Source organism: Desulfotruncus arcticus DSM 17038, from assembly GCF_900113335.1.
Taxonomy (GTDB): domain Bacteria; phylum Bacillota; class Desulfotomaculia; order Desulfotomaculales; family Desulfallaceae; genus Desulfotruncus; species Desulfotruncus arcticus.
In genome coordinates this window covers 1-26,525 of the sequence record NZ_FOOX01000020.1, presented here as the reverse complement: position 1 = coordinate 26,525, position 26,525 = coordinate 1, and the positions used below count along the sequence as shown (strand labels likewise).

General features: G+C 44.2%; 41 protein-coding genes. All 41 read left to right on the top strand.

Annotated features, from left to right (window positions below; genetic code table 11):
• The first annotated feature begins 26 nt into the window (after window positions 1–26).
• The 41 genes from BM056_RS21045 (at window position 27) to BM056_RS20860 (ending at window position 26,057) form a co-directional block, all read left to right on the top strand.
• The gene (locus tag BM056_RS21045) at window positions 27–1,148 is read left to right on the top strand and encodes a transcriptional regulator (RefSeq protein WP_092474181.1); all 1,122 of its coding nucleotides are present in this window, start codon (window positions 27–29) and stop codon (window positions 1,146–1,148) included.
• Window positions 1,145–1,327, top strand: a complete 183-nt coding sequence (locus tag BM056_RS21040) for a hypothetical protein (RefSeq protein WP_092474179.1) — start codon at window positions 1,145–1,147, stop codon at window positions 1,325–1,327. The genes BM056_RS21045 and BM056_RS21040 overlap by 4 nt, the downstream gene beginning before the upstream one ends.
• A gap of 13 nt (window positions 1,328–1,340) precedes the next feature.
• Window positions 1,341–1,766 (top strand): DUF2190 family protein, encoded by a 426-nt coding sequence (locus tag BM056_RS21035; RefSeq protein WP_092474177.1) that lies wholly within the window; start codon window positions 1,341–1,343, stop codon window positions 1,764–1,766.
• Window positions 1,767–1,781: 15 nt separating this feature from the next.
• A complete protein-coding gene (locus BM056_RS21030; protein WP_092474175.1) occupies window positions 1,782–2,828 on the top strand; it encodes a hypothetical protein in 1,047 nt (348 codons plus the stop codon).
• A gap of 27 nt (window positions 2,829–2,855) precedes the next feature.
• On the top strand, window positions 2,856–3,215 hold the full coding sequence (locus tag BM056_RS21025; protein ID WP_092474173.1) for a hypothetical protein: 360 nt from the start codon (window positions 2,856–2,858) through the stop codon (window positions 3,213–3,215).
• Window positions 3,215–3,595 (top strand): hypothetical protein, encoded by a 381-nt coding sequence (locus BM056_RS21020; RefSeq protein ID WP_092474171.1) that lies wholly within the window; start codon window positions 3,215–3,217, stop codon window positions 3,593–3,595. The genes BM056_RS21025 and BM056_RS21020 overlap by 1 nt, the downstream gene beginning before the upstream one ends.
• 35 nt (window positions 3,596–3,630) lie before the next feature.
• Window positions 3,631–4,044, top strand: coding sequence for a hypothetical protein (locus BM056_RS21015; RefSeq protein WP_131820808.1), 414 nt, complete (start codon window positions 3,631–3,633; stop codon window positions 4,042–4,044).
• 2 nt (window positions 4,045–4,046) lie between these two features.
• Window positions 4,047–4,886 carry a hypothetical protein gene (locus BM056_RS21010; protein ID WP_131820807.1) on the top strand — a complete coding sequence of 280 codons (840 nt, stop codon included), beginning with the start codon at window positions 4,047–4,049 and terminating at the stop codon, window positions 4,884–4,886.
• 15 nt (window positions 4,887–4,901) lie between these two features.
• On the top strand, window positions 4,902–5,129 hold the full coding sequence (locus BM056_RS21005; protein ID WP_238456586.1) for a YqzN/YkzM domain-containing protein: 228 nt from the start codon (window positions 4,902–4,904) through the stop codon (window positions 5,127–5,129).
• Window positions 5,130–6,569: a phage tail sheath subtilisin-like domain-containing protein gene (locus BM056_RS21000; protein WP_092474165.1), complete on the top strand. Its 1,440-nt coding sequence runs from the start codon at window positions 5,130–5,132 to the stop codon at window positions 6,567–6,569. It begins immediately after the preceding gene.
• 15 nt (window positions 6,570–6,584) lie between these two features.
• Window positions 6,585–7,016 carry a phage tail tube protein gene (locus tag BM056_RS20995; RefSeq protein WP_092474163.1) on the top strand — a complete coding sequence of 144 codons (432 nt, stop codon included), beginning with the start codon at window positions 6,585–6,587 and terminating at the stop codon, window positions 7,014–7,016.
• Window positions 7,017–7,020: 4 nt separating this feature from the next.
• Window positions 7,021–7,464, top strand: a complete 444-nt coding sequence (locus BM056_RS20990) for a phage tail assembly chaperone (RefSeq protein WP_165613643.1) — start codon at window positions 7,021–7,023, stop codon at window positions 7,462–7,464.
• Window positions 7,465–7,469: 5 nt separating this feature from the next.
• Window positions 7,470–7,625: a hypothetical protein gene (locus tag BM056_RS26380; RefSeq protein WP_165613642.1), complete on the top strand. Its 156-nt coding sequence runs from the start codon at window positions 7,470–7,472 to the stop codon at window positions 7,623–7,625.
• Window positions 7,618–10,305: a glycine zipper domain-containing protein gene (locus BM056_RS20985; protein WP_092474159.1), complete on the top strand. Its 2,688-nt coding sequence runs from the start codon at window positions 7,618–7,620 to the stop codon at window positions 10,303–10,305. Before BM056_RS26380 ends, BM056_RS20985 begins: the two co-directional genes overlap by 8 nt.
• A gap of 63 nt (window positions 10,306–10,368) precedes the next feature.
• Window positions 10,369–10,998 (top strand): hypothetical protein, encoded by a 630-nt coding sequence (locus BM056_RS20980; RefSeq protein ID WP_092474157.1) that lies wholly within the window; start codon window positions 10,369–10,371, stop codon window positions 10,996–10,998.
• 37 nt (window positions 10,999–11,035) lie between these two features.
• Entirely contained in the window at window positions 11,036–11,692 is a 657-nt protein-coding gene (locus tag BM056_RS20975) for a LysM peptidoglycan-binding domain-containing protein (RefSeq protein ID WP_092474155.1), read from the top strand.
• Window positions 11,689–12,690 (top strand): XkdQ/YqbQ family protein, encoded by a 1,002-nt coding sequence (locus tag BM056_RS20970; protein WP_092474153.1) that lies wholly within the window; start codon window positions 11,689–11,691, stop codon window positions 12,688–12,690. Before BM056_RS20975 ends, BM056_RS20970 begins: the two co-directional genes overlap by 4 nt.
• Window positions 12,671–13,069, top strand: a complete 399-nt coding sequence (locus tag BM056_RS20965; protein WP_092474151.1) for a hypothetical protein — start codon at window positions 12,671–12,673, stop codon at window positions 13,067–13,069. The genes BM056_RS20970 and BM056_RS20965 overlap by 20 nt, the downstream gene beginning before the upstream one ends.
• Before the next feature lies 1 nt (window position 13,070).
• Entirely contained in the window at window positions 13,071–13,526 is a 456-nt protein-coding gene (locus BM056_RS20960) for a DUF2634 domain-containing protein (RefSeq protein WP_092474149.1), read from the top strand.
• Complete coding sequence (locus tag BM056_RS20955; protein WP_092474147.1) at window positions 13,526–14,611, top strand: baseplate J/gp47 family protein; 1,086 nt, start codon at window positions 13,526–13,528, stop codon at window positions 14,609–14,611. Before BM056_RS20960 ends, BM056_RS20955 begins: the two co-directional genes overlap by 1 nt.
• Window positions 14,608–15,369 (top strand): putative phage tail protein, encoded by a 762-nt coding sequence (locus BM056_RS20950; protein WP_165613641.1) that lies wholly within the window; start codon window positions 14,608–14,610, stop codon window positions 15,367–15,369. Before BM056_RS20955 ends, BM056_RS20950 begins: the two co-directional genes overlap by 4 nt.
• A gap of 11 nt (window positions 15,370–15,380) precedes the next feature.
• Window positions 15,381–15,638: a hypothetical protein gene (locus BM056_RS20945; protein WP_092474143.1), complete on the top strand. Its 258-nt coding sequence runs from the start codon at window positions 15,381–15,383 to the stop codon at window positions 15,636–15,638.
• A 15-nt stretch (window positions 15,639–15,653) separates the two neighbouring features.
• Window positions 15,654–16,583: an Ig-like domain-containing protein gene (locus BM056_RS20940; protein WP_092474141.1), complete on the top strand. Its 930-nt coding sequence runs from the start codon at window positions 15,654–15,656 to the stop codon at window positions 16,581–16,583.
• A gap of 11 nt (window positions 16,584–16,594) precedes the next feature.
• Window positions 16,595–17,521: a hypothetical protein gene (locus BM056_RS20935; RefSeq protein ID WP_092474139.1), complete on the top strand. Its 927-nt coding sequence runs from the start codon at window positions 16,595–16,597 to the stop codon at window positions 17,519–17,521.
• Window positions 17,522–17,534: 13 nt separating this feature from the next.
• Window positions 17,535–17,921 carry a hypothetical protein gene (locus BM056_RS20930; RefSeq protein WP_092474137.1) on the top strand — a complete coding sequence of 129 codons (387 nt, stop codon included), beginning with the start codon at window positions 17,535–17,537 and terminating at the stop codon, window positions 17,919–17,921.
• Window positions 17,921–18,091, top strand: a complete 171-nt coding sequence (locus BM056_RS26375) for a hypothetical protein (RefSeq protein WP_165613640.1) — start codon at window positions 17,921–17,923, stop codon at window positions 18,089–18,091. The genes BM056_RS20930 and BM056_RS26375 overlap by 1 nt, the downstream gene beginning before the upstream one ends.
• A gap of 136 nt (window positions 18,092–18,227) precedes the next feature.
• Window positions 18,228–18,494, top strand: a complete 267-nt coding sequence (locus tag BM056_RS20925; RefSeq protein ID WP_092474135.1) for a hypothetical protein — start codon at window positions 18,228–18,230, stop codon at window positions 18,492–18,494.
• Between the two features lie 154 nt (window positions 18,495–18,648).
• Window positions 18,649–19,404 carry a DNA adenine methylase gene (locus tag BM056_RS20920; RefSeq protein WP_092474133.1) on the top strand — a complete coding sequence of 252 codons (756 nt, stop codon included), beginning with the start codon at window positions 18,649–18,651 and terminating at the stop codon, window positions 19,402–19,404.
• Window positions 19,405–19,511: 107 nt separating this feature from the next.
• Window positions 19,512–19,769, top strand: a complete 258-nt coding sequence (locus BM056_RS20915) for a helix-turn-helix domain-containing protein (protein WP_092474131.1) — start codon at window positions 19,512–19,514, stop codon at window positions 19,767–19,769.
• 145 nt (window positions 19,770–19,914) lie between these two features.
• Window positions 19,915–20,316 (top strand): DUF932 domain-containing protein, encoded by a 402-nt coding sequence (locus tag BM056_RS20910; protein ID WP_092474129.1) that lies wholly within the window; start codon window positions 19,915–19,917, stop codon window positions 20,314–20,316.
• 242 nt (window positions 20,317–20,558) lie between these two features.
• Window positions 20,559–20,939, top strand: a complete 381-nt coding sequence (locus tag BM056_RS20905) for a hypothetical protein (protein ID WP_131820806.1) — start codon at window positions 20,559–20,561, stop codon at window positions 20,937–20,939.
• Between the two features lie 100 nt (window positions 20,940–21,039).
• Window positions 21,040–21,474, top strand: a complete 435-nt coding sequence (locus tag BM056_RS20900; protein WP_092474125.1) for a hypothetical protein — start codon at window positions 21,040–21,042, stop codon at window positions 21,472–21,474.
• 145 nt (window positions 21,475–21,619) lie between these two features.
• A complete protein-coding gene (locus BM056_RS27370; RefSeq protein ID WP_274377572.1) occupies window positions 21,620–21,754 on the top strand; it encodes a hypothetical protein in 135 nt (44 codons plus the stop codon).
• A gap of 117 nt (window positions 21,755–21,871) precedes the next feature.
• Window positions 21,872–22,456 carry a CHC2 zinc finger domain-containing protein gene (locus BM056_RS20895; protein WP_092474123.1) on the top strand — a complete coding sequence of 195 codons (585 nt, stop codon included), beginning with the start codon at window positions 21,872–21,874 and terminating at the stop codon, window positions 22,454–22,456.
• 14 nt (window positions 22,457–22,470) lie between these two features.
• Entirely contained in the window at window positions 22,471–22,815 is a 345-nt protein-coding gene (locus BM056_RS20890) for a hypothetical protein (RefSeq protein ID WP_092474121.1), read from the top strand.
• A 105-nt stretch (window positions 22,816–22,920) separates the two neighbouring features.
• A complete protein-coding gene (radC, locus tag BM056_RS20885; protein WP_238456585.1) occupies window positions 22,921–23,661 on the top strand; it encodes a RadC family protein in 741 nt (246 codons plus the stop codon).
• An 89-nt stretch (window positions 23,662–23,750) separates the two neighbouring features.
• Window positions 23,751–24,143 carry a hypothetical protein gene (locus tag BM056_RS20880; RefSeq protein WP_092474119.1) on the top strand — a complete coding sequence of 131 codons (393 nt, stop codon included), beginning with the start codon at window positions 23,751–23,753 and terminating at the stop codon, window positions 24,141–24,143.
• Window positions 24,144–24,294: 151 nt separating this feature from the next.
• Window positions 24,295–24,612 carry a hypothetical protein gene (locus BM056_RS20875; protein ID WP_092474117.1) on the top strand — a complete coding sequence of 106 codons (318 nt, stop codon included), beginning with the start codon at window positions 24,295–24,297 and terminating at the stop codon, window positions 24,610–24,612.
• Between the two features lie 83 nt (window positions 24,613–24,695).
• Window positions 24,696–25,082: an FmdB family zinc ribbon protein gene (locus BM056_RS26560; protein WP_174549988.1), complete on the top strand. Its 387-nt coding sequence runs from the start codon at window positions 24,696–24,698 to the stop codon at window positions 25,080–25,082.
• 13 nt (window positions 25,083–25,095) lie between these two features.
• On the top strand, window positions 25,096–25,500 hold the full coding sequence (locus BM056_RS20865) for a hypothetical protein (RefSeq protein ID WP_092474115.1): 405 nt from the start codon (window positions 25,096–25,098) through the stop codon (window positions 25,498–25,500).
• A 167-nt stretch (window positions 25,501–25,667) separates the two neighbouring features.
• On the top strand, window positions 25,668–26,057 hold the full coding sequence (locus tag BM056_RS20860) for a hypothetical protein (protein WP_092474113.1): 390 nt from the start codon (window positions 25,668–25,670) through the stop codon (window positions 26,055–26,057).
• Window positions 26,058–26,525: the final 468 nt, after the last annotated feature.

Sequence of the window (26,525 nt, the reverse complement as noted above, 5' to 3'; positions counted from 1 at the left end):
TTACCAATTTGCAGGGAGGTGAATTTATGCAGGTATTTTGGTTGTTACAACCGGTTGGAGAAATGGCCGGCCATAATGAGCCGGTGGTTTATCTCCAGGCCGGCATTTCCGGTGAAATAAAGCCGGATGATATACCATTAGCGCCTGGGGTAGACTTGACAACCCTTAAAGCCGGAGATGAAGACCCGCTGGAAGTTGTGATGGAAGTACCGGCTGGTAGGTCCAAACGAGGCTGGAATTACAAACCGGAAGCTATTCAAGCCATCGTCAAGCACGTCCAGGAAAAGACACTTTCAGGCTTCTTGGGGCATCAGAAGCCTGAAGATGTGGAAAGTGAGTTTAAACCACCTGTAACTCACTGGGTAGGCGCTGCCTGGAAGGACGGAAAGGCCTATTTTCGAGGTGTGGTTGATGCTGCGGCTAAAGACTTGAAACGGTGGATCAGGTCCAACCGTATCAACCAAGTTTCTATCTTTGGTATTCCGAAACTCATAAAAGTCGCCGGGGAAACGCAAGTAGTGGATTATATGCCCATGTCCATTGACTGGACGCCTCTGGACCGGGCCGGGATGCCGACGCGCATTGTGGCCACGGGAGAGATGGATCAAATTATTGGAGGTGCTCAACATATGAATTTTCAGGAACTGATTGCAGTGTTGAAAAAAATGCTTAATGGCCGGGAAATCACCATGGGCCAGTTGGCCGGCGAAATGGGCTGGACAGCCTCGTCTCTGGCCGGAGAATTGGACGCAAAATGGCTTGAGGCTATGAAAGGTAACGAGGAATTGCTGGGTAAAGTTCGGGAAGCACTGGGGATTACAGGTGAGATGGATGTATTGGCCCGGGCCAAGGAAGCTAATGAAGCTCTGGAAGAGAAGAAAAAAGCCGGCCAGGCTGAGCTGATTGACCAGGTCATTAAAGAAAAAGTCAGTGGTGAAATTGCCCAGTCACTTGTTAAAAAGATGCTGGCCATCCCGGAAGGCGCTACTAAAGAACAGGTTGCCGGTGAAATTGATAAGGTACTGAATGACCAGGCGTTAAAAGATGCTTTGAGTAAGTTGCTTATTGACCGGCCTGCGTATATCGGCGGCGGGCAGAAAACGAAAGAGTCAGGCGGTATGCTGGTGGCCAGGAAGGTGTCTATATGAGTCTGGTCAGGTTCAATCCCCAGTCACAATCATTCGTCAGTAATGGCGCCGGCGGTAAATTTGAAAACCGTCCTGTCAGCCGCCAGGGCATAATCAAGAACACGCCGGCACAACAGCCCGGGCCAAAGGTGTTGTCAAACGGAAAGCCGGCTTCACAGCAGGTACAAGTTTTAAGCTAAGGAGGTAAGAATCATGGGTAGAAAAGTTAGTGACGGTCAATCCGTGGTGGTTAGCGTGCCGGCAAGCACGGTCATCACGCAGGGTAATTTTTACTTGTTGGATGGTTTTTTTGGCATGGCGGTGCAATCAATAAAAACCGATGCTGACGGCAATGTTATCAGCTACAAGGGCTCTGCAGTTGCATCCGGTTCGGTACCGGCGGAAGTGACTTTAAATATTGAGCCGGCGGAATATGAAAACAGTCAGATAACCGTGGCGGACGCATTTGATAAGGGCGACAAGATATATTGGTCGGTTGGTACCGGTCTATTGACTACAGCGCCAAACAATGATGCCAGCGGAAATCCACAGAACCGGCCCGTGGGCCGTGTGACCCAGGCCAAGGACACCAATAATGTTATCTGGCTTAAGCTTGGGCCGCAGGTCCTGGCCCATTAATGGAGGTGGAAAGCTTTGAAAATCATAAGCAGTGAAATTCTGAAGGAAGATCGACGCAAGCAAACCATTGAGGCGGATGTGCTTTACGTTTCCCCCAGTGGTGAGATTAAGTCGGTCAAGAAGAAAATTGTTAATGGAGAGATGGAAGTTTTTGAATTGGCCAATCCTGTGGGTGAAATGATCACCACTCCTGCCGGGCTGGAAAATGTGGTGCAGAAATCAGTAATTGACTTGGAACTGGGCCGCGAGAGCGTTCCTTTACTCTATACTCCCATTTATCGCCGGACGGAAGATGCTAATTTCACTGAGTTTGTTGATGTTAAGCCTTTTACCGGAGCTCAGGTGATTTTTTTGGTGCATGCGGAGCTGGAGGAAGTTAAGTTCGGTACCCGCAAGATCGGTGTCAAAGATACCGTGCCGATTATCACTTGCGCCGCCGGGCTGCAGTGGACCGAGGATATGGTGCTGTACGATAAGACCTGGGAGATGGCCGAGGCCAATAGGTCTTTTGGTGAAGCATATAACGCTTTGCTGAACCATATTCATTTAAGCCCCATTATAAAATTCAATTATGCGGCCAAAAACAAAACTGCAGCGGATGCTGCCGGCGCTACAAAGTTGGAAAAGCTCCGCAATACCATCAAGGCCGGGTTGATTCATGCGTCCCTGGACAAGAACACGGATACCAGAAGCCCGCGGCGTCCCAATATTCTACTGGCCCATTCCAGTAATCGCTGGGATATCGAGGAATGCCTGCAGCGCATGCAAATCGGCGGCACCATCTATCCCGCCATCAGTCAGATTGATACTCTTATTTTTTATGATGGTTGGAGCGCGGTGGTTGGAGAAAAGACTTACGACTATTCAGGCGTGGATTCCGGCAAGGCATACCTTATCGAGGGTCAGAAATATTTCCGGGAGCTGGTTAAGCATGATCTGCGCATTGACGCTTCCGGAGCAGATATAACCAGGTTAGTGGAAGATGCCATGGTGGGCCGGGCGCGGCGCGGTGTGATTGCCTCCCCCGCCAATGCAGTGGAAGAGCTAACTCTGCCTGCCTAATAATGTTGCAGAAAGGCGGTGCTGTTGATGACTTCTACTGCAGAATTGCGAATCAGGCTTAGAAAATATCTGAATGAGATTATTCCTGCCGGAGGTACGGAGACTGACACCAGGTTCCTGGAATCGGAGCTGGATGAGCTGCTGACGGAAGCGGAAAATGTTTACCAAGCTGCCGGCAAGGGGTGGATTATTAAGGCCAGCCTACTGCAGGGCGATATTGAAAGTTACAGCGTGGGTCAGGAGAAATATGATCTGACGTCACTGAAGGATCAATTGGCTCACGCTATAACTATGGCTAACCAATACACTTCTCTAGGCACATCGGCAACTAATGGTAAGGTATCTTCCGGCGTCATTCTCAAATTGACTAAACCGGGGGTAATATAATGGATTTGGTGACAACAAGGAGAAATAATATTATCTGGTCAATTAATCAAAACCCGGTAACTATTATCATTAACCGGACGGAAAAGCTGGAAACGGAAGGCCATTTTACGGATGTTTCATCTCAAATTGGCCCTTTAAACGTTCGGATATTCCAGGTTGGAGATAGCACTAAAACAGTTTCGCACCTGGTTGGCAATAAGGATATTGCTGATGGCTGGGGGTTATTGGCCGACTGGCAGGCTGATCTGAGGCAGGGCTCTAATATCACTGATGAATTCACAATTATTGGTATCGGTACATTTAACATAGTATCTGTGCAGCCCCAAATAGTTCAAGGCCAAGTGGTAGGCTACCAGGCAGCTTTGGAGTTGGTGAGCTGATGGGTATGAATATTGGGGGGAGCGTAGCACGGTTTATGCGGCAGAAAATGGCCGGTTTTCATGGTTTACTTGATGCCTGGGCTGGGAATCTGGAGCAATATGCCAAGCAAAACGCTCCATGGAATGATCAGACCGGGCATGCCAGGCAGGCTATTCATTCCGGTGTGGACCTGGAGAGTGACGGGTTTCACCTATACCTGGCCCATGGAAAGGATTACGGACCAATGTTGGAGGAAGGCACCGGGATATTCGGGCCTTCCCGGCAGCCTATAAAACCGGTTAATGCGAGAGTACTGGTTATTCCCGGCATTCCCAATCCAAAAGATCCAAGCAAGCCTCTGATGGTGCGGCAAATTAAGGGTATGAAAGCAAAGCCGATTATAAAGCCGACCCTTGAAAGTCATAAGAATCGCCTGAAGCAAACTATTCAGGATTATTGGGAGGGTTGATGGTGCGAGAGACAATAAGGCAAAAATTAGCCACCTCCCTCCCCGCTATTGGTGGTCGGGTTTATGAACCACATGCCGCCGGCGCCAAGACCGTTAAACCATATCTGGTGCTAAGACTTGGTTCTGAAGATGATAAAAGCTCTTGGGTAAACTTTCAACGTCATGTTGAGATATGGCCTTGTGTGGCCAGGACAACATTTGGTGATCTTGATCAACTGGGCAATGATACAGTGGCAGCTATGCATAATACCAGGCTTGAAACTCTGGATAATGATGCGTTTACTCTTATGTATCAAGGTGTTTTGGGCGACGACACTGTCGTAGACGAATGGGATGTGCTGACACGCTGCCTGCGCTTTACAGTCATGGCCCTGCGTCCTGGCCAGGTACCGGAAACGGTGCAGGATGATCCATGGCTTACTGCGCTGGCAAGCTGGACGGCGCAAACTATCGGTCAGGATTGGACAATATATGTTAACCGCTGGCCGCGTGGATATATGCGGCCTTCGGTTTTATGGCGGTTATCCGGATACAGGTCTGAAAATGCTGGTAAGGCAATTTATAAGGTTGTGCGTCAAATAAGCGGACATGTACTTGGCCGTACGCCTAATGATGAAATGCAGGCGGCGCTGCTATTGCTTGGAAAGCTGGAAGAAAGCATTAAGATACCGCTGAACCTGGAGGACAGGACTTATATGACGATTCAGAATCCGTCCTGTGATTTTAAGGCGGATGCGATATCCAAGGGACAGCTTACTTTTAACCTTTTCAGATATACCAGCAGGCCGGCAGCCGATGTGCCGTTGATGATGCGCGTTGGCAGCCGGGGAACAATTAGTTAAGGTGGTGGTTCTTAAATGCCAGCAAGTGAAATTACCAAGGAAAACATTGCTAAAAAAGAAACAGTCGCTGGTCCGGTTGAATGTAAATATCCCAAAAAAGATTTGGTTGCCAATGCGCAAGCCATATTTAAAGTGCCTCCCGAAGTGGTGATCGGCGCCCTGCACGGTAATACGGCAAATGAATTTACCGTAGCCGAAGTGAAGCAGGCTGTTAAGAAATTTATGAATAAGAAGGTGAAATAAATGGCTGGTGGAACCTGGTCTGAAACGGATAAACCTGAACGTGCGGGGTTTTATATGCGTTTTGTTGCGGCAGCCCTGGCGGCAATTCAACCTGGTGTAAGGGGCATATTGGCCATGCCGGTAAAGGCCAACTGGGGGCCTGCGAAGGAAATAAAGGAAATTACCTCCGAGAAAGAGCTGAAAGATACCTACAACATTGAGGATACAGGTAATTACACCGCCTACCCGTGTATACGCCTGGCCTTGCTCGGCGGTATTAAAACCGTCCTGGCATACCGCTTAGTGGATGGGGTAGCAGCCAAGGCAAGTATTAATCTGCAAGATGGCGCTGCGGCAAATGTGCTAAAAATTGATTCCAAATATCCCACAACCAGAGGTTTTAAAGTAACTACCAGAGAGAACCTGGTTGATTCAGTAAATAAACAGGATCTTGTCCTTTATGAGAATACCACTGAGCTATTTGTCTTTACCTTTGACAAAGGGGTTTCAGTGGTAGATAATGCTGTGGCCGCAATTAATGGAAACTCTCAAAACGTTTGGATTGATGCCACAAAATTGGATAATGGAGCCGGCACCATTGCTAATGTGGTTAGCCAGCCTCTGGCCGGTGGCAATGATGGCAGTGCCGGAGTTGTTAATGCTGATTATATTGACGCAATGTCGGTTTTTGAGGCCAGAATTTTCAACGCCTTTACTTTGGACGGGGCTACCGACGCGGCGCTCCAGACTTCGGTGGCCGCCTGGGTTGCCCGGCTGCGCAATGAAGGTAAAAAGATTATCGCCTACCTTGGCGGGTCGGCAACTGATGATGCTGATATTACTGTAGCTAATGCCAGGTCCAACGGCTTTAATTATGAAGGTATTGTAAATGTTGGGGTTAGCGCTCAGTTGGACGGGGTGTTATATCCCAGCAGTATGGTGGCCTGCTATATAGCCAGCAAAGGCACCGGCCAGGCGCTGCGCGAAAGCCTAACTTATGCAGTAACACCGTTTGATGACGTGCAGCCCAGGCTAACGGATAACCAATTCGTGAGTGCCCTTCGGGCCGGTACGCTGGTTTTAATGCATGATGGCGAAAAGGTAATTATTGAAAGAGGTATCAATACCCTTACCACCCTGTCAGAAGACCAGGATGATGCATGGAAAAAGATTAAGATCATCAGGATCATTGATGCTATTGATGTGGATACAACCCAGGCTGCCCATGATAATTACATTGGTAAGGTGCTCAATAATAACGATGGGCAGGCGGCGCTGCTTTCCGCCATTAAGAAATATTTTGAAACCCTGGCTCCTACCCTGATAAATGGCGACTTTACAGTGGAAGTTGACACTGAACTGCAGGCCAATGCTCTCGGTGATGAATTTTATTGGAAATGGAATGCCCGGGTGATTGATAGCATGGAAAAAATCTTCGGCACCGGCATTATCCGTTATTAAAGGCGGTGATTATCAGTGGATGTTGAACGCATTGTAAACGGCTCTTATGGTGAGCTTTGGGAAAACGGCGAGCACCAACAAAATGTCAATGCAGTTACGGCTGAGGTGACTATTGATAAAGCCGATGTCCGCTTGTCCGGCGACAGGTGGTTGCATAAAAAGGTTATCGGACTTTCAGGAACCGGGACTATTACCGGCTTTAAAGTGACCAGCGCAATGATTCAGAGGCATGCCTGGGCGCAAGGCGCCCGGGGCGTTCCCACCAAGACGGAACTGATAACTAAACTGGATGACCCGGAAGCATACGGAGCTGAACGTATTAGGCTTAAAAACGTCAGCTTTGATAAGATTATCCTGGCGAATTTCAAACCAAATGAGCTTGTAACGGAAGAAATACCGTTCACTTTTACTGGGTATGAATTGCTTGATCCTATTGAGGAGGCGTAAACCAATGAACGAAAAGGCTATTTTGGATAAACTGTTTGCGGCCAGTGAGGAAGATAATATTCCGCAGAAGACTGTGGGAATTTCCCGCATAGGTCTCTCTTTTACGCTGCAGGGTCTAAAGGAAGACAAGTTGGAAAAACTGCAAAAGCAATATACAAATATTGAAAAGGTACGCGGGGAAGAAATTGAAAAACTTGACCGCAAAAGGTATAACAGGGCTGTGATTGCAGAGGCCACCATTGCCATCGGCGATGATAAAAATGTCCGTTGGAACCATCCCGAGTTGCTGTCGAAATACCGGGCTTCCGGAGCCGAGCAGGTAATCAAAAGGGTATTACTTTCCGGAGAAATAATGCAATTAGTTGATATTGTGATGGATTTATCAGGCTTCTACAATTCAACCAAGGAAATTGATCAAATAAAAAACTTATCCGAGGGCGACGAATAGCGTTTATGCTGTGGGAAGCTGCCAAAGCTCTGGGTAAAACCCCGGGAGAGATTTGGCGGCTTCCGGCAAAGGAAAAAAGGTTTATATTCGCCGCCATAAGGGTTGAATTTGAGAAAAAATACAAGCAGAAGGTTATGCGCGGTGGTGATTTGAATGGCTGAAAGAGAGATTTACCGGTATGACATTGTTATCGACGTTCAAGATGAGGAAGCAATCAGACGGGCACAGGCTGCAGAAGAAAGATTACGTACAGTTTTTGAAAGAATTACAAGGCAATCGCAAGTTCTAAACAGGTCCGTAGCTACCCCATCCGTCAGGCTGGAAGATCATTATACAAGATCAGCCAGGATTATCGAATCACAAAACCGCAATCTAAATAGGATGGAAGCTAATCCATTCGTCCGGTTAAGGGACCGCTTCACCGAGCCTGCCAGGAGAATTATAAACACTATAGATCGTATTGGACACAGGACTGTTACAGTTGCTATTCAAGCTAGAGACATGACCGGTGGAATAATTACTAAGCTTATCAGTCCACTTGGTTTGTTAGGGGCTGGCGCCGGGGTGTATGGAGTTGGCAAACTAACTATCGGCGCAGCTATGGATTTTGAGATCCAACAAGTTAGTATGGAGCATTGGCTGGGCGGTAATAAGAAAGCAGCACAAGAAGTAACTAATTGGTTGAATAGTTTTGCTGCCAAGACTCCTTTTGAAATGGGAGATTTATTTCCAGCCATGAGCCGCGGTATAGGTATTAGCGGCGGTGATATATCAATGGCCAAACAGATGGTATCTCTGGCAGGAGATATGGCTGCATTAACACCGGGAAAAACTGTACAGGATGCCATGGAAGCGCTTGCTGATGCGCAAATGGGTGAGTTTGAGCGTATGAAGGAATTTAGCATGAAAATGACCCAGGAAGAATTTAAAACCCTGGGTGGTTGGGTTGGATTCCTTGAAAAAGCCGAGCAAAAATTTGCTGGTGGCGCTGAAAAGCTGTCACAAACAGCTACCGGACGATTTAGCACCATTACTGATACAATCAAGACATTATTCCGTCAAGCTGGCGTTGGATCTCTAGAAGAGATAAATCCACGCCTCCGAAAAATAACTGATTGGTTTGATAAAAATGAAAAGACGATAGAAAGATGGAAAGATAGCTTGGTCAAATTTGGTGGCCAAGCGGCAGATGCAGTTCTTTCGAAAATGGAAAGGGCCTTCGAGTATATCCGGGTGAGGTATCTTGATAATCCGGAATTTCAGGAGTTAAGTTTTGACGGCAAAGTAGATTTCATTATGAAGGATATCTCAAAAGCCCTTGATAAGATGGTTGATGATATGAACACCTGGGTATCCGGACCGGGAGGAAAGCGAGTTGAAGAATTATTTATTAAGCTGGCCGAGATAGCAACTAGAGCATGGATTACAGCATTGGGTGGGATGGCTAAAGGATCTGTGGATGCAGCTCTACATGGTAATATTATCGGTTCTGCCGGACTTGCCATGGGTGCCGGATTGCTCGGTGGCGGCATGGTATTGCGTGGCGCATGGGGTGCCGGTAGGGGGCTTGCGAACGCAGGTAGAACGATCAATACCTGGATGAACACAAGAAATGCTGCAAGGATTGCCGCTCTGGAAACAACTAATCCGTTGGCTGCCAGTATAGCCAGGGCAACATATGGTGCAGGGGCCGTGAACGCTGCTTCCAGAACCACAGACATGGTGGCTAATGCTGCTAATACTGCCTCAAGGAGTTCGGTAGTAGCAGCTGCAGCAAACACATCAGCGCAAAATTCAAGAATAATATATGGGCCATCTGGCAATATCCTTCGGGAAGTACTACCAGCCGCCTCATCAGGGGCTGCTACTCCTGCAGCGGAAATTGCAACATCAAGTAGAGTTTTAGGTTCGTTGGGTAGCGGTTTATCAACGGCAAGTAAGGTAATCGGTAAGCTAGCCTGGCCTTTGGCAATTGCCGGTGAGGCGGTTGGTATTGCGCAAGCGGAAAATAAAGTTACTGCTACTGGCAAGGCGGCGTTTGGTCTGGGCGGAGGATGGGCAGGTGCTGAAATAGGTGCTGGCATTGGTACGGCAATCCTACCTGGTATCGGTACAGCCATTGGAGGCGCTTTGGGTGGTTTAGCTGGTTATATTGGCGGCAAATGGACTGCAGGGAAACTTTTTGATAAATCTCCTGCTGCTGATGCTAATGAAAAACTAGCTAAGTCTGGTGAGGCTGCAAGTAAACAGCAGGAGCGCATTGCTCAAACAGGCCAGGTTTACCTGAATAGCCAGGGAGATATTATTACGTCAAATGGCTTTGTGATTAACTCGCAAAATAATTTAATGCAGGCATTTACGACTTTAGCACAAGCTGTAGATTTCGCTAGTGCAAAGTTAATTGCATTTTCTGGGATAAAAGCTTTAGAACCTATCAAAACGAGTGTTGCTGATTTTAAGCACTTTGATTATGAAGCTCATGCTTTTGGAGGCATTCTCACACGACCACACTTAGGTCTGGTGGCCGAGGCCGGACCGGAGGCTATTATTCCATTATCGCCAACTAAAAGAGACCGGGCATTTAGACTTTGGCAACAGGCTGGGGAAGTAATTGGGGTTAAGCAGTATGCAATGGGTGGTTTTTCTGGTACCGTTCCATCACCTATGCCGGCTACGGATGCTGTTAGCGGTGCTCCGAAGATATATCTTAACTTTGATCTTGCCGGACTTGTTGGACAAATTATAGTGAACTCTAAAGAGGAGTTAGATGGAATTGTAGAGCAGGTGGCCAGTGAAATTGTGAAAAAGTTAAAGTCAATATTAAATAATATCCCGAAATAAAAGAGGTAAAAATTAACTTTGTATAGAAGTTTCTATCCAATTTTTTAGAATGGAGGTTGTGCAATGAAAAGCAAATTATGGTATCTATTATTGACGGCTGCTATTTTAATGCTTATAGTATCTGGATGTGGAAAGGTGCAAAATACGGATAAAAATGCCGAAAGCAATTCGACTAATGACACAGAGGTTAGTAGTAACGTAGAGAGTAACGTTAACACTCCAAAAAGCGAACCACAAATTGATTTAGTTTTTGATGTACCGGAAATTCTTAATAAAAATTATAACGATATAGTTTCTCTCTTGGGAAAACCTAGTAGGCAAGAAAATAAAGATTCAGATACGGTAGTGTTGGTTTATCAGACCCCAGAATTCGATATTGAAATAACGCTGTTCATGGATCTACCAGCATCTGTTGATATAACACCAAAAGAAGACTATGTTTATGGCCCGAGTGATGAATATGCTCTAAAAGAAGTTCCTGATGATGTAATGAAATTGTTAACGGAACTTGGCCTTGAAGGTGTGGACGGCGCAGAGGGTACTTCGGCTCAAAGACTTTTTAAATATTTTGATTATGGTTCGCCTTTGAGGGAATATGATGTTATGGTTAACTGCGATGATTGGCGAACGGTAGACGAAGGTAAAACATCAAAGGTTAGCTTTGTTTATATTAAGCTGGTTAAAACAAGTTAATCATTATTACTAGAAACAATGAAACTTGGTGGTTTTAATGGAGTTCTACCTCATAGACCCCGCCGGTCCGCAGCTTCAGTTACCGGTAAATCCGTCTGAAGTTACTATCCGGCGGGAAAAACAATATGAAACGATCAATATCATAAATCTGGGAGAAGTTGATTTTCCCACAGGTGAAAAAGTGAAGGAGATTTCCTTCTCTTCTTTTTTTCCTGCCTATTACGATTCATATTGCAGCTATCAGGATATTCCAGATCCGCAGGAAGGCATGAACCAACTTACGTCCTGGATGAATAGCGAAAAGCCTATCCGTTTACTAATTACCGACACAATTATTAATGTCCTGGTGCTGTTAGCTGTGCATAACACCACATTTAAAGGTGGTGAACCGGGGGACGTATATTATGAATTGGTCTGCCGCACCTGGCGTGAGGTTAAGGTTAGGACAACTGCAGAGGCGGCCTTCCCCGCTTCTACAGCTGGCGTTGCCCAGAACCAACCAAGGCCAAGGGTAGACGTTAAGCCGGTACCCAAAATACAAACTGTAAAGCCTGGAGATACTTTATGGGCCATAGCAAAGCTGGCATATGGAGACGGTTCCAAATGGCAAGCAATCTATGAGGCCAACAAAGAAACAATCGGACCCAATAAGGATCTAATCATCCCGGGCATGAAACTGGTGATGCCGGCATGATTTCACCGGGATTAAACAAATATGAAGTCGTACTGGCAAACAGGTATTACCTCCGTGAACTGCTGGAGAGTATTACCCTGGAGGACTCGCTTGGCGAAATAGCATATAAGGCTACTGTAAAAATTGTTGTAACACCTGATTTTCCGGGAATAAACCCAGGTCAGGAAATACGTGTTTCCGGAATACCATTTGGCGGGTCAAGCATGGTCTATCTTCTCCATCCAGGAGTTGTCTGGGATTGTGACAGCATTACTCGGGGCCAAAAACACCTACCAGTAATAGTTTATGATCAGTCTATATATATAGCAAAATCCGAAGACGAATACCTCTTCCCTGCCGGCCAGACCGCTGCGCAGCGCCTGAAAAAATATGCTGCTGATTGGGGAATACCTCTTGGTCAAATACCAAATACCGGGGTGCAACTGGCCAAGGCTATATATAGGGCTCAGCCCATATATAACATGATTTTAACTGATTTACAAGAAACGGTAAAAAAGGGCGGCAAGATGTATCGCCCCCGGATGACGCCGTCTGGTCTTGAACTGTTTGAACTTGGTGCCAATAAGACGGTTTGGGCATTGGAAACTGGACAAAATGTAGAAGAAGTAAATCAACGCCGGACCCTGGAGGGGGCCGTCACTCAAGTAAAAGTATTGGGCGCCGGCCAGGAGGAAGGACGGTCACCGGTACTAGCACTGGAAAAGGGTGATACCGCCAAGCTCGGTACCATTCAAAAAGTCATCCAGGACAGTAAAATAACTACCGTTGCGGATGCCAAACAATCTGCAAAAGAAATGCTTGCCGGGGTACAGCAAACCATTCCTGTAATTGGTATTGATATTAACACTATCCGCGCTGGTGACAAAGTTCATTTAAACGATTGGCCTTTGCTGGTTGTTTCAGTGAAGCACGAGTTGGGCAGTCCTGGGCGTATGACTTTGGAATTGGCCGAAGAATCTTATGTAAGGAGGAACTTCTATGCCACCAGACCCGTTTAAAGAGCTGGTCTCTGTGCTGGAAATGCGGATGACCGGCAATGCCGCAAAGGCTGTTGCCGGGGTTCCGTGCGAATTGGGCACCATAACTGCAACTGGTATTAAACTGGATAAATTCAAGCATGAAATACAGGATTACTTGCTTGCTGATTGGCTGGTTAAGATGTACCTACCGGACTTTTCTATTACCGGAACTCAATCAGGATTAAAGGATAGCCTTGGCGGGGCAGTTACGGGAACGGCAACGTTTGAATTTGAGGCGTCAATAATTGATCAGGTACGCTTGGAACTAAAGACCGGCCTTAAGCCGGGGGACCGGGTACTTGCAGTACCGGTTAACGGCGGCCAGGATGCTGTTATTGTGGCCAAGGTGGTGAGTTAATTTGCCCAACCTTTTCCCAACGGAAGCGATTGCATCGAGTCAAGAAATAACTGAACAGAGTACTGGCCAGGTGAAATTCCCCAGGTCCTGGCGCTTTGATTTTGAAAAAGGGGATTTTGTGCAGACTACGACGGGAAAAGTTGCTACGGCTGACGATATCCAGGCATATGTTGAATGGTGCTATAAAGCGCTATTAACGTCGCGTTATCGGCATCTTATATACAGCCGCAGTTACGGCCAGGAGTTTGAGGACTTAATTCGACGCAACCTTACCCGGGCTGGAAACGAAAGCGAGATAAAACGAATAGCCACTGAAACCTTAATGGTTGACCCACGTACGGCAGATATAATAAATTTTAAGTTCGTCTGGGAGAGTGGCACTGTATATGTAACGTTTGATGCAATAACCGTACGGGGTGACAAAGTAGAAATTACAACACAGGTGGTGAGTGGATAATGCCCTTGCCGAATTTCCTTGATGAAACCGAAGAGAAGATTTTGGCCCGGATGTTGGCTAGGGTGCCAGATGATATTGATAAATCAGAAGGATCTTATATTTGGGACGCCTTATGCCCAGTTGCTATTGAATTGGCTCAGGCATATATAAATTTAGATATAGCCTATCAGCAGACCTTTGCAGGAGATGCCGACGGGGAGAATTTAGATAAAAGGGCAGCGGAAATGGGTATTGTAAGGGTTCCAGCAAGCCCTGCAATCGGAAAAGTAGTATTTAATGGCACGGAAGGGGCTGTTATACCGGCGGGATCAATCGTATCCACACAAAGCGGCGTGGAGTATGTAGTAGATGAAGAAGTGGTAATTGATAGTTCCGGGTCAGCTCTAGCGAATATAACAGCGATTGAGGCCGGAGCTGACGGCAATGTTCCAGCCAATAGTATTACAGTTTTATCAGCACCTATTCCTGGGGTTACATCGGTAAATAATCCAGAACCTACTTACCAAGGTGAGAATGAGGAAAAAGATGATAATTTCAGAGATCGTTATTTCGATGAAATAGGTAATAAAGCAATAGATGGAAATATAGCACAGTATAAAAAATGGGCAAGAGAATACCCTGGCATTGGACGCGCAAAAGTATTTCCGCTTTGGAATGGGCCTAATACCGTAAAGTTATCAATATTAGATGCGGAAAACCAAGTTGCAAGCGCGGGATTGATAGCAGACTTTCAGGAGTACATGGACCCCGGATCTGAGGGTCTTGGCAACGGTGTGGCCCCAATCGGATCAAAGGTAACCGTTACATCGGCAAATAGGGTTAATATTGAAATTAGTGCCAATTTAGTACTCGCGGAAGGATACAGCGAACTTAGTGGTGTTGATGATGCGTTAATTTCCTATTTATCAGAGTTGGCGTACGTTAAAAATACAGTAACTTATATAGGGATAGGGGCTGCCATACTTGCGGTGTCAGCAGTTGATCAGGTCCAAAACCTATTACTTAATGGAGCTACTATAGATATCACTCTTACGTCTGAGCAGATACCGGAATTGGGCACTACGACATGGACGGTGGTTACATGATCGTAAAAGTAACGATAGACGGCCAGGATATTTACCTGGAGGAACAGAGCAATGGCACCTGGGAGAAGCTTATTGCTGCGCCTGCCTATGGTGGAGTATATCCCATTACAATAACAGTGCAATCCGATAACGGTTTAATTACCATAATAGGTACTGATGACCGAGAGCTTGGTGAATTGCTTAAATTAATTGTACTGGGTAAAAGTATCGCTGCGCAGCGAATGCTGCAATATCTACCGAGGTTTTTACATGATTCTATTCTAATACGGAACATATTAGAAAGTCAGGGGCACGAAATAGACCGTTTTCTGGATAATATACAGATTGCAATAAATGATGCCTACATAATGTCAGCTTCTGAAACTCGAATACAAGAATGGGAAAGAAGATTAAAAATTGTCCCTACCGGCACGCTTGATCAACGGAAATCATTTTTGATTGCTACTCTTAGAGGACAAGGTAAACTTAATGAAGCAAAAATAAAAACTATGGTCAATGCTTTTACCGGCGGCGATGCGATAGTAACCTTTGAAAATTCTGTTTTGAATGTAAAAATTCTACCACCGAATAATGGTGATGTGTACTTATTTCCGGATGTTGAACGAGCTTTAAAGCCCCAGGTACCGACTCATATTGGTTTATCTGTCCGCCGCTGGTACTCAACATGGAATGATATCAAACAAAACTTTGCAGATTGGGCAAACGTAGCTCAGTCTGGAACCTGGCAAGTTGTTAAAAACTACATCCCGCCACAGTAGGGGGGATAATCTTGATAAAGATAATTGACGTCCAGCTACAAACAACTTATGCCTGGGATGAGGTAAGGAAAAGGGATTTGACATGGCAAAACTTGAAAAACAACTGTTCTGATTGGCGGGAGCTGACACAAACAACTTTAATTAGCCAATCGGTCGACATAAAAGTTGATTTAGTGGAAAACAATTGGGCAGGAGTATACAGTCTTTATGCTACCTGGGATGATGTTAAAAATGGTTTAAGCTCATGGCAAGAATTAAAAGATTTTTAGGAAAGGGGGATGAAAATGGCAGTTGATACGGTGCGAGCAAAAATAAACGGAACATGGGTCACATTAACAAAAAATCAAAGCACGGGTAAATATGAGGGAACAATAGCAGCTCCTAATATAACAAGTTTTAACGTAAATGCTGGCCACTATTATCCAGTAACTATAGAGGCAAAAGATTTAGCCGGTAATATTACAACAGTTGACGATACTGATTCAAGTCTTGGCGGTCAATTAAAACTGTTTGTTAAAGAGACGACCAAGCCAACTATTACTATCACTACCCCCGCGGCCAGCGCATTTTTATCAAACAACACACCTGCGATAACATTCCGGTTACGTGATGAAACAAACGGTTCCGGGGTTAAAATCAGTAGCTTGCAACTTAAAATTGACGGCGGAACAGCGATTACTAATACGTCGCCAGGCATGAGCGTAACTACAGTATCAGGTGGTTATGATTGCACTTACACTCCGCAAACTCCTTTGTCCGATGGAAGCCACACCATTACCATAAATGTGCAGGATAATGATAGTAACGCTGCGACACAAGCAAGTAGGACATTTACAGTTGACACAGTGCCGCCAACATTAACAATAACCAATCCTGCGGATAACTCTTGGCAGAATACATCATCTTTGACTGTTACCGGTAACACCAATGATGAAACCAGTAGCCCCGTCACGGTAACTATTAAGTTAAATAACGTTGACCAGGGAACTATTACAATTGACACAGAAGGTAACTTTAGTAAAAACTTAACCCTGGTCGAGGGTGCAAACACAATAGCTGTGACAGCTACTGACCGGGCAGGAAAGACAACATCAATTATCCGTACAGTAAATCTAGATACTTCGGCGCCAGTGGTAACCGCTGTAACTATTAACCCTAATCCGGTTAATGTAGGACAATCCTACACTATTACGGTTGATGTGACTGATGCGTAAGGAGGGATACAATGCAACAAACAACTAATTACGGTTTCAAAAAGAGGGAGTTAACAGATCTCCCGGACATAACTCAGACCGAGGATAACTGGGATGTCGTTGATACACAAATGAAACAAAATGCTGATGCTGCTGCCGCTGCCGGGGTAACTGCGGTAGCAGCGCAACAGAATATTGATGCGCATAAGGCCGATACTGCGAACCCGCACCAAGTTACAGCAGCACAGGCAGGGGCAGCACCTGAAAGTCACGTCGGGGCAGGCGGCTCCGAACACCCAGCCGCAACTACCGCTGTCGCTGGTTTTATGTCAGCTACTGATAAAAGCAAGCTAAACGGCATCGAAGCGGGAGCAACAGGTGATCAAACGGCAGCTGAAATACTAGCGGCAATTAAAACTGTTGATGGTTCCGGCAGTGGTTTGGATGCCGACCTGCTTGATGCTAAAAACGCAGGCAATGCGAGCGGAAATATTCCCGTAAGTAACGGAACAAAGTGTACTAACTTAAATGCAGATAAAGTAGACGGGATTGACTTCCAAATTGTGAATGGTCAACTCCAATATTACGATGGGGGGTGGAAAGACGTGGGAGTGGTTGTTACGCAGCCGCGAGTAGCCGCAGTTACTATAGATAATCCTACTTTGAATACGTGGTATACAGTGTTAAATATAGCGTCAGGTAGTGGGGTTTTAAACCGTGTAGCTGGAATACATTCAGCCCAAACAAGTGACAAATTTGATTTTAGAATAACGGTAGATGGTGTTGCAAGTACAGTTGATCATAACATTGCTGACATAATAACAGGTTTTAGTGATAATAGCAGGAGAATGGATATAGTTCCAAGAGTAAAGTTTAATTCGTCATTAAAGGTAGAAATACGTGCTACCATTGAAGGTTCCTTTTCTTTAGATGCCTTTGCTGATTATGCCTTAACATAGAGGGGTGGTATTTATGTTTGAAGTGTTAGCTAATGGGCAAGTGTTAAAAACTATAGAAATCATATCAGACAACCAACCAGGCGGTAAGGCAATCATTCAGGAACCCTATACAACGTCTGAAAAAATAGCGCTTACACCCGATAAAACGACCGCCACCCTGGGCGAAACGGTTAACGTTGTCTTACAATGGCAATTGTTTGATTTGCAGCAGGGGCGGCATTTTAATGACCCGGCGAACATCGTACCGTTTAAGGTGAGCGTAGCTGGTGAAGTAGCTGAAATAGCCCCTGTAGATGGGGTAGCAACAATCCAGTTTTCAAGCACGACACCTGGTGAGTTCGAAATTAGAACAACGAATTCTAGTGTCGATAATGTTAGTATCAAGGTGGTGGTTAGCTAATGCCGCAAGTAAAACAAGAAGGTAATAAGTTTACGGTTGAGCTAACTTATGAAGAAGAGCGGGAAAAGTACCTGCAAAAAATCCGTGAAGCTCAGGACCTGGGCGAAACGGACGAGGTTGCCAGGCTACAGGATGAATGGAAGCAGAAGAAAACGAAGTTCGGGAAGTAATGCGCAGTAGGATTAAAAGACGACATAAGCAGTAACGCCGAAAGGCGTTATTTTTATTACTCTGAAGGAGGTGGTTATCGGCACAAACTGGTGGTCGTCACTTAACTATCTAAAATAAAAACAAGGAGGATAAAAAATGGCTAAAGCATATCGTGACAAGTATGGGGTTCTGCATGTAGTTAACAGTTTGGAGATGGCTCAGCGGTTTGCACACAGCGAGATAGTGGATTACACTGGTGAACACGAGTTTGGATACCCTGTAGTGGGCGGCGAGACTGTGTTTGACTATGGCAACCGCGAAGTTTATTTCGGTGGCAACCGAAACGACGGTATTCCCCTGGCTGAACTTGATAAAGCTACTGCTGCTATGGTGCAAGCAGTTTTGGCACAGGTAGGTATTTAAGTATGTATAATCCAGGTCGCGCCACCTTGCGGCCTGGATTATTACCAACTTTAATTAATTATTAATAATGGAGGTGCCAATTCGAAGAGTCCAAGCGGACCCTAGTTAGACGGGGTCAACATAAAGAACTTAATATATGCAAAGGAGTGACATCTTGAACAGTTTTCTTAGCTGGATTGGCGGTAAAAGGCTCCTCCGGGCAGAAATCGTAAAGAGGTTTCCACCTAACTTTGGTAGGTATATCGAAGTATTTGGTGGTGCTGGCTGGGTGCTGTTTTACCGGGACAAACACGCAGAATTTGAAGTTTATAACGACCTCAATTCGGACCTGGTAAACTTATTTAGATGCGTAAAAAACCATTGTTCGGAGGTTCAAAAGGAACTAAGCTATATTCTAAACTGCCGTGAATTATTTGAAGATTATCTAGCCCAAAATACAGTCAGAGGTCTTACGGATATCCAACGGGCAGCGAGGTTCTTCATGATCATTAAAAACAGTTACGGTAGCAACTGCCGTAATTACGGTTGTAGACCAAAAGATATTATGGGTATGACCAACTATTTAAATCAAGTCCAACAGCGGCTTTCCCGTGTAGTGGTGGAGAACAAACCATACGATAGCTTATTAGATGTCTACGACAGACCTGCAGCTCTATTTTATTTAGATCCACCTTATTATGGTACCGAAAAATATTACTCAGCCGTATTTCAACATGAAGAACATGCAAAGCTCAGGGAGATACTGCTTAATATCAAAGGTAAGTTTATTTTGACATATAACGATTGCACTCAAGTTCGGGAGCTATATAAAAATTTTAATATTGTAGCTGTAAGCCGGAGTAATAATCTAAATATTAGATATAACTATGCAGATCATCAATATAAAGAGTTAATAATTAGAAACTATTAAATTTAATTTTTTTTAAAGTTTAAATAACGTATTTCGTGATTTTATAACATATTAACTTAGACAATAACTCACGGTGATACAATTTCCCCGAAATGGGGTGATTGTACGTGATTAAAATACATTTATCGAGACTCCTTGGAGAGCGTAAGTGGACTCAGGCAGAACTGGCCCGGAGAACAGGAATCCGACCGAGCACAATAGGGGATTATTATCACGAGTTAGTAGAAAGAATAAATCTTAATCATCTTGATAAGATATGTGAAGTCTTAGAATGTGAAGTGTCAGACATCTTAGAATATATCCCCAAAAGGAAAAGATTAACAAGTGGTAATAGATCCATAAAACAAAATCGAAAATTATATTAAGTGCCTGTTTATATTAACGGGCATTTTAATCTTAGATAGATTTATTAATAACAATTAACCCTGCTACGAGGATTAAGATAGGTGGTCCTTGATTTTGCATCTTTTAAGAATCAGTTCTTATTTTTGCCAAAAATTTTGAGAATGTTTGCCAAAAATTCTGCGCGGCTACATAGATGCCGCTTATAGTATTGTCGATGATTTTGATACAGCCCAAGAGTCAGTGGAAACGATGAAGTCAACGCAATTGACTCTTCCGGAAGCTAAAGCTTTTGCTGCGGCAGCCTTAACTCTAAAGTACGACGATATAGAGAAGGCTCCAATTTCTTCTGCTCAAGCACTATCGTCTCGCCGTCGGGTTGACGAAAGGGAAGACCTTTGGAGCACCTTTAACCGGGTACAGGAAAACGTAATCAAGGGCGGCCAGCGCGGCAGATCCGTTTCCGGAAGAAGGGTATCGACGAGACCGGTAAAGTCAATTGATAACAATATAAAGCTTAATAAAGCCCTTTGGGTCCTGGCGAATCAAATGGGTGCTTTAAAGAACTAAGGCGAAAATTAATTTATTATAAATCTATCACTGGGCAAGAAAAAGCAGGTGGTTTGCAATTGGGGCCACCCGGACCTAACAGACCAAGTGTCTGTATAAAGAAAAAATGGAGGGAAAGGCGGTTCATAATAGCTTAGGATTGTCCTGGTAAAAAAAATGGGAAAAGGGCCGTGAAGCCCGAATCCAAACATCTTTTTAGGGAGGTGAATTGGATACGGGCGTGGCCCGTATCCGGCATTATCATGGAAGAATTGCGGATAGAGTCAAAAGAAAGTGACTATCAGGAATTAATTCAAAAATGGTTGGAAATAGGTAACAATAATCCTTGGATTAGGGATTCTTATGATCCACCATTTACAAAAGAATCCTTTTACCGTTGCGATACTTTAGAAGAGCTATATTTTGAAATTAGTAAGGGAAATTGGTGTTTAGCGCAAGCATTTTACCTTGGGAATATAGCTTTCATCAACCAGGTTGATGGCGGTGATGAATGGCTGGTTATTCGCGGTGCATTACCGTTTGAAAGTATCACAGTGAGGCGTTTTAAACCTGATGAGTTTTCAAATTTTTACAATAGGTGTATAAAAGCAACTGACGAAGAGTTAACAGAGTTGATGTATTAAAAGAAAACTGGTGTATTTTTAGATATTTGGGGCAATTGCCCGAATCCAACCATCTTTTAATGGAGGTGAATGGATACGGGCACGGCCCGTATCTGAAAGAATGAAAAAAATGTGTCCTTTTAAAGGGTTTACCGAATGTTTGCAAGATGCGTGTATGGCTTGGAACGGTAGTGATTGCCGCATGTTTGCGGTGTCTGGTGTGTTTACAAACTTGGCTGGTGTCCAAGTACCTGTGTCACAACCGGCAGCGGATACCGAGATTAAGAATGATCCGGTTCCAAAAAATGAAGGTGGAGAGAAGAAAGAAAAGGAAAACCTGGTAGCCCGGGTCACTGTTACTGAAATAGAAACAACCAAAAACGGTAATACCAGGGCTACTTGCCAGGTTGAAAACGGTTGCGAAAAACAGGTTGTTATTGCTAAAAATGGTGTTGGTAAGGCATTACAAGACGGTAAAAATAAGAGGTTTGAGATCAGTTATAATGTTATGAAGGATGGCATTGCGTGGTTCGCAATTAAAGTAAAAGAGCTTTAATTGCAGGGTAAAAAGAAAGATAGGCCGAACGGCCATGAGTTAAGGAGAACGAATTTCGGGGAATTACCCCGTGCGTTCTCCTTTTGTGTTAAGACGTAACTTTTGGGTAAGTGGGGCCTCCTTCCGAGGAAAGGGGGTGATACCTATGCGGGATTGGCTGATCATAGTGGCGGACTACCTTAAGCTGATTTCTCAAATCATTACGGCTTTGGCTGCAATAGCTACCGTAATGAAAAAGAGAAAAGCGAAAGGGAAATCTCCCAATCGCCATTCCAAATAGAACACCTCTTGTTGGGGGAGCTAGCCCTCCCCCACTTACCCATAATTATAATTCAAATTAATTACAAAATAAAGCGAAATTACAAAAACAAGGAGAGAAATACGGTGAGGTGATAATATGCGCGCTGCAAATGAAACACAGCGAATTAATATATTTCAACTTGTTAAACAGATAAATATTGTGGAGATTATTAATCGCTATAACATTGTCGAGCTAAAGAAGCGCGGTAGGCGTTGGGCGGCTCGGTGCCCGATTCATGATGATCACTCACCGTCTTTCGTTGTTTTCCCAAACGGAACATGGAAATGCTTCGGCTGTGGTGAGCATGGCGATGGGGTCGATTTAGTAGCCAAAATATTCAATTTAGAACTAATTGAGGCTGCACGAATGATTGCCCGGGATTTTGGTATTGAAGTAAATAAGCCGCTATCATCGGCATCCCGCCGAAAGATAATGCAGCAAGCCAAGAAACGGGAAAAGGAACGGATATTATGCGAGAGGTTGGATAAAGCTTACGAAACACTGTCGCTGCTTGTGCGGACAATTAATTACTCACTTGCAGCCGGCGGTTATCAAGCACACTGCGATTTAGCAGGGCTGCTGCACAAAGTTGACTATTATGAGTACTTGGTTGAGTGTTTATTAAGCAGCAACGCTGAAATTCAGATGATGGCTTTAAATAGCTTCAATAGAGAGTTTTGAAAGGTGGTTTAAAAATGAATCTGAATGAGATTCTTAATATTTCCAATAAATGTGCTGCAAATTTAAATAAAATTTTAAAAGAGGTTGAGTCATATAGTTGCAATGTTAATATAGAACGTAATGACAGAATTAGAATAAGTTTTGCCTTAAGTCCAAAAAATTTTGTTGAATATGTTAAAAAGTATGATTTGGATTTTGATAGTGAAGTGTATAGTGATAAAAGTTGTCAGTTGTTTGTGTGTTTAGAAAATGTAAGATTTTTTACCTTAATATACTTTAAGTATGATGAAGATGAGTATTTTAGGAAAAAGAGAGAAGAAGATTTAGAAATGGTAGAGCAATTTTTGAAGTTTGATTAATCATTATAAATGATTAATTTGTATCAGTGATAACCGGGCGTGCGCCCGTAGACCAATCATCCGAAAGGAGGGATTGGATACGGGCAGCAGCCCGTATCCGTAATCATGCAAAATATGCTGTGGAGTGAAGAGGAGTTAAAACAATATACCAAAGAAGTGCCAAGCTCACGGGATTTGAAAGTGAAACGACCGGTAGGAAGCGTTCATAGAACACTGTCCTTACAAGTCAGGGAAGAAGCTATTCGGTATGGTGTTGAGTCGAGTGAACTGTTTGGCGTACTAGGTTGCATTCTTGGACCTATACCCGATGAAACAATGGAATTTTTGATGAAACAGGGACTTCGGGCACTTGCCCAGATGTCATCTGAAGAATTATTGAATTTGCCTGGTATAGGTATAGAGAAATCGATACGCCTTGCAGCTGCCTTTGAGCTTGCCCGACGCATGACCAAGCTCATGCCGGAGGATTTACCATTTATAAAATCTCCGGAAGACGCTGCAGCCCTGGTGATGGAAGAAATGCGTTACCTGGACCGGGAGCACTTTTGGGCTCTGTTGCTAAACACAAAAAACCAAGTAATAGCCCGGGAAACAATTTCTATCGGCACGTTGAATTCTTCACCGATTCACCCCAGAGAGCTTTATAAAAATGCCGTAAGGCGTAGCGCGGCGGGATTAGTATTGGTCCACAACCATCCCAGCGGTGATCCAACACCCAGCCAGCAAGATATAGAGGTTACCAAACGCCTAATTGAGGCAGGTAATATTATTGGTATCAATGTATTAGATCACCTGGTGATCGGAGATAGCAAGTTTGTGAGTTTTAAAGCTAAAGGATATATTTAACGGTTAATAAAATATGCCCACCACCGGAGCAATAAAAACGGGTGGCCTACTGCATTTGGGCCATCCGGCTCGCAGTAGGTGGAGGGAATATGAGCGCATATATCGTCGGGAAGGAAACAATCGACCGGATTGTAACATTTATCCATGGCAAGCTTATAGACACTATCTATCATTACTATCCGGCAATTTCGGACGCTTACAAAGGAGAACCGAATAAGCTCGGGCAAAACCTTTGGGCCATGAACGTCAGAGCAATAGATCAACGCTACGGAGAAAACAATCCATTAAACTTGTATAAATACAAATGTCAGCCAGAAAGTAAAGTGCAGGTATATAAGTCCCTGAGAGGATTTTTGTACCAATGCATGGAAGGCGATGTGCCAAAATCGCAGCTGTTTAAAGACATGGATAGACTGGCAAATGATCTTGCCGGTGAAATTGTAGGAGAACTACCTGCCTACAAAAGAGCTGAATGGGCATAAAAGACCTGTAAGCAATTGGCAGATTTTGTAGCCAGCTTTAGCTTAACTATGATAACAAGCTACTAACAAGCTCTATTGTCAGTATTCCCCCGGTGGGTGCAAATAAAAACTGCGCCCACTGGGCGCAGAATACAGGAGGGACAAACCATTAATGAAAGTAAAGCCAATTGAAATTGAAAATAAAACTATCGGTGAAGTCTTAAAGGAGCTTGAAAAACGTCTTAAAAGTGAAGATTGTTATCCGGAAGAATATTTTGATACTCTACCTTCTGTAGATCCGGAACAGAAATTCCCGGAATATAGCTGGCTTGTATGTTACCCGTCAACTGGATATGAGGGGCATTATATATTAATTGAAGTTGCAAATGTTGATGAAATTAGGAAAGTAGCCTTATTTGGGGTGACTTATCAAGGTTTTGAGTTTGCTGCGAAAGCTGCGTTAGCATGTGCAAAGCACCTTGGTGCTTAATATTTAAAAGAACATGGTGGAGAGGATAATTATATGAATGCTGGACCACCCCTTTAAGGGGTAGAGAATAGGAGGTATATTAAATGACGTTACAAGAAGCCCAAAGCTTTATAAAAGCCGTTTTAGCACAGCAAGAAATCAACCGCGAAGTGCACGGCAGTAATAAAGAGGATGACGAGCGCAAGCCTATAGAATGGGGAGTGATTGCCGGGGAACATATGGGGCATCTCCTTGGCGCGTTGCGCAGCGGAAACCAGCAACTTATCGAAAATGAAATCTTGCACGTAGCCGGCCCGCTATTAGAGTGCTGGAATGCCATAAAAACCAGTGTAAAGCAGGTGTCCGAATATAAGTGTACAAGCTGCGGTGAAGTTTTCAGCTTGGATGAAAGTAATAATAAATGCCCTCTTTGCGAGAGCAAGCTTGAAAAAGTTAAGGTACCGCATATTTCTGAATTCATTCAAAAGTAAGGAGGTTGGGCTTATGGTTAAGAAGCTGACTCATGAAGACCTGATGCGTGAGACATCAGAACAGGAATCCCTACGGATGAAAGCGGCGGAAGAAACTATTAAAGCAGCCGGCTGGTATGAGGCCGGCGGAATCGGTTTCTACTTTCACTCAAATAGCTATTATTGGATGGATTTAAATGCAGGTATCATTGAGATCTACCATAAGGACCGCAAGGACGTTGGTGGTATTGATAGTGTTGCTGACGGCTATGCCTATACCGGCGAAGATGCACTTGGTTGGGTTCAGAAACATGATAATAGCATGAAAACAGATCCGCTTAATCCCTGTCCAACATGTGCAAATAATGGAAGCGTAGCTTGTAAAGAATGTTGCGGCGATAATGGTTATATGTATTTTGCCGAAAGGCTAAAAAAATGATCTAATAACCAAGCCGGAAGGCCGGTAAATCCAATTCGAAGGGAGGGAATACCGGCTAGTAGGCCGGTATAAAGATGATGAATGAGCACCTAGTGGTATTAACTAAAAACCGGCTTTCAGGATTACAGTGTTGATCAGATAAATCTTTAGTAATGAGGGAGTTTTAAATGCTAACAGAACAGGAACAACAGTATTTTGACGATATAGTTACCAATATTAAGTTGAAATTTAACATAATCATTCCTATTCTTGCTTATGACCACGGAAAGGTTGAAGGATATGAAAATGCTTTAGGTATTGCATATGCCGATGAAAATAAAAAAGTATATCAAATAACTGTAGATGAATTTTTCATCCATGAATGTTATTGTGATCATCGCTGGAGCCAGGGAATAAGAGGCGCAAATTCATGGCCTAAACTAGAACCTGAATCATTAGAAGGACTTATATGCCACGAAATAGCTCACATGAAATATTTAAGACATGGTAGATGGCATAAAAGAGAAACTGAAAGATTATTTAATGTGATATCCAATGAACATTCTCAATCTGCCTAACCTAAAAATCCTAGATATCCAAGAAAACGACCACGATTACTGGTGAGGTAGAAATATTAATTGTAAGTTAACTGGCCTGGCGTAAGCCGGGCCACTCCGAAAGGGGAAAGTGATCATAGTGATCAATGGGCAACGAAGTTGCCGTTTAATTTTCACTTGGTAGATACCAGGTTAGTCGGAGGGTTCGTTAGAACCCGTGGCAGTGGTAACTGCTAATAATCCGGGGATGGCATAAGCCATCCGGACCAACGGCGTCATAGGGTCCCGCGCCATATACGCGCCATCACGGTAGTGATGGAGGTCGTTTAAAGGGACACGGTTTAAGATGGGGTCTCACTATTCGCCGCCCGCCGGTCCCGGGTGTCGGAGATCACCCGAATAAAAACCTGCGAAAGCAGGGTTTTTAAAAAGGCTTCGGCAGAAGCCAGCTTTGCTATGTTGTTTTTTGGTAGAGAAAAAACATAGCAA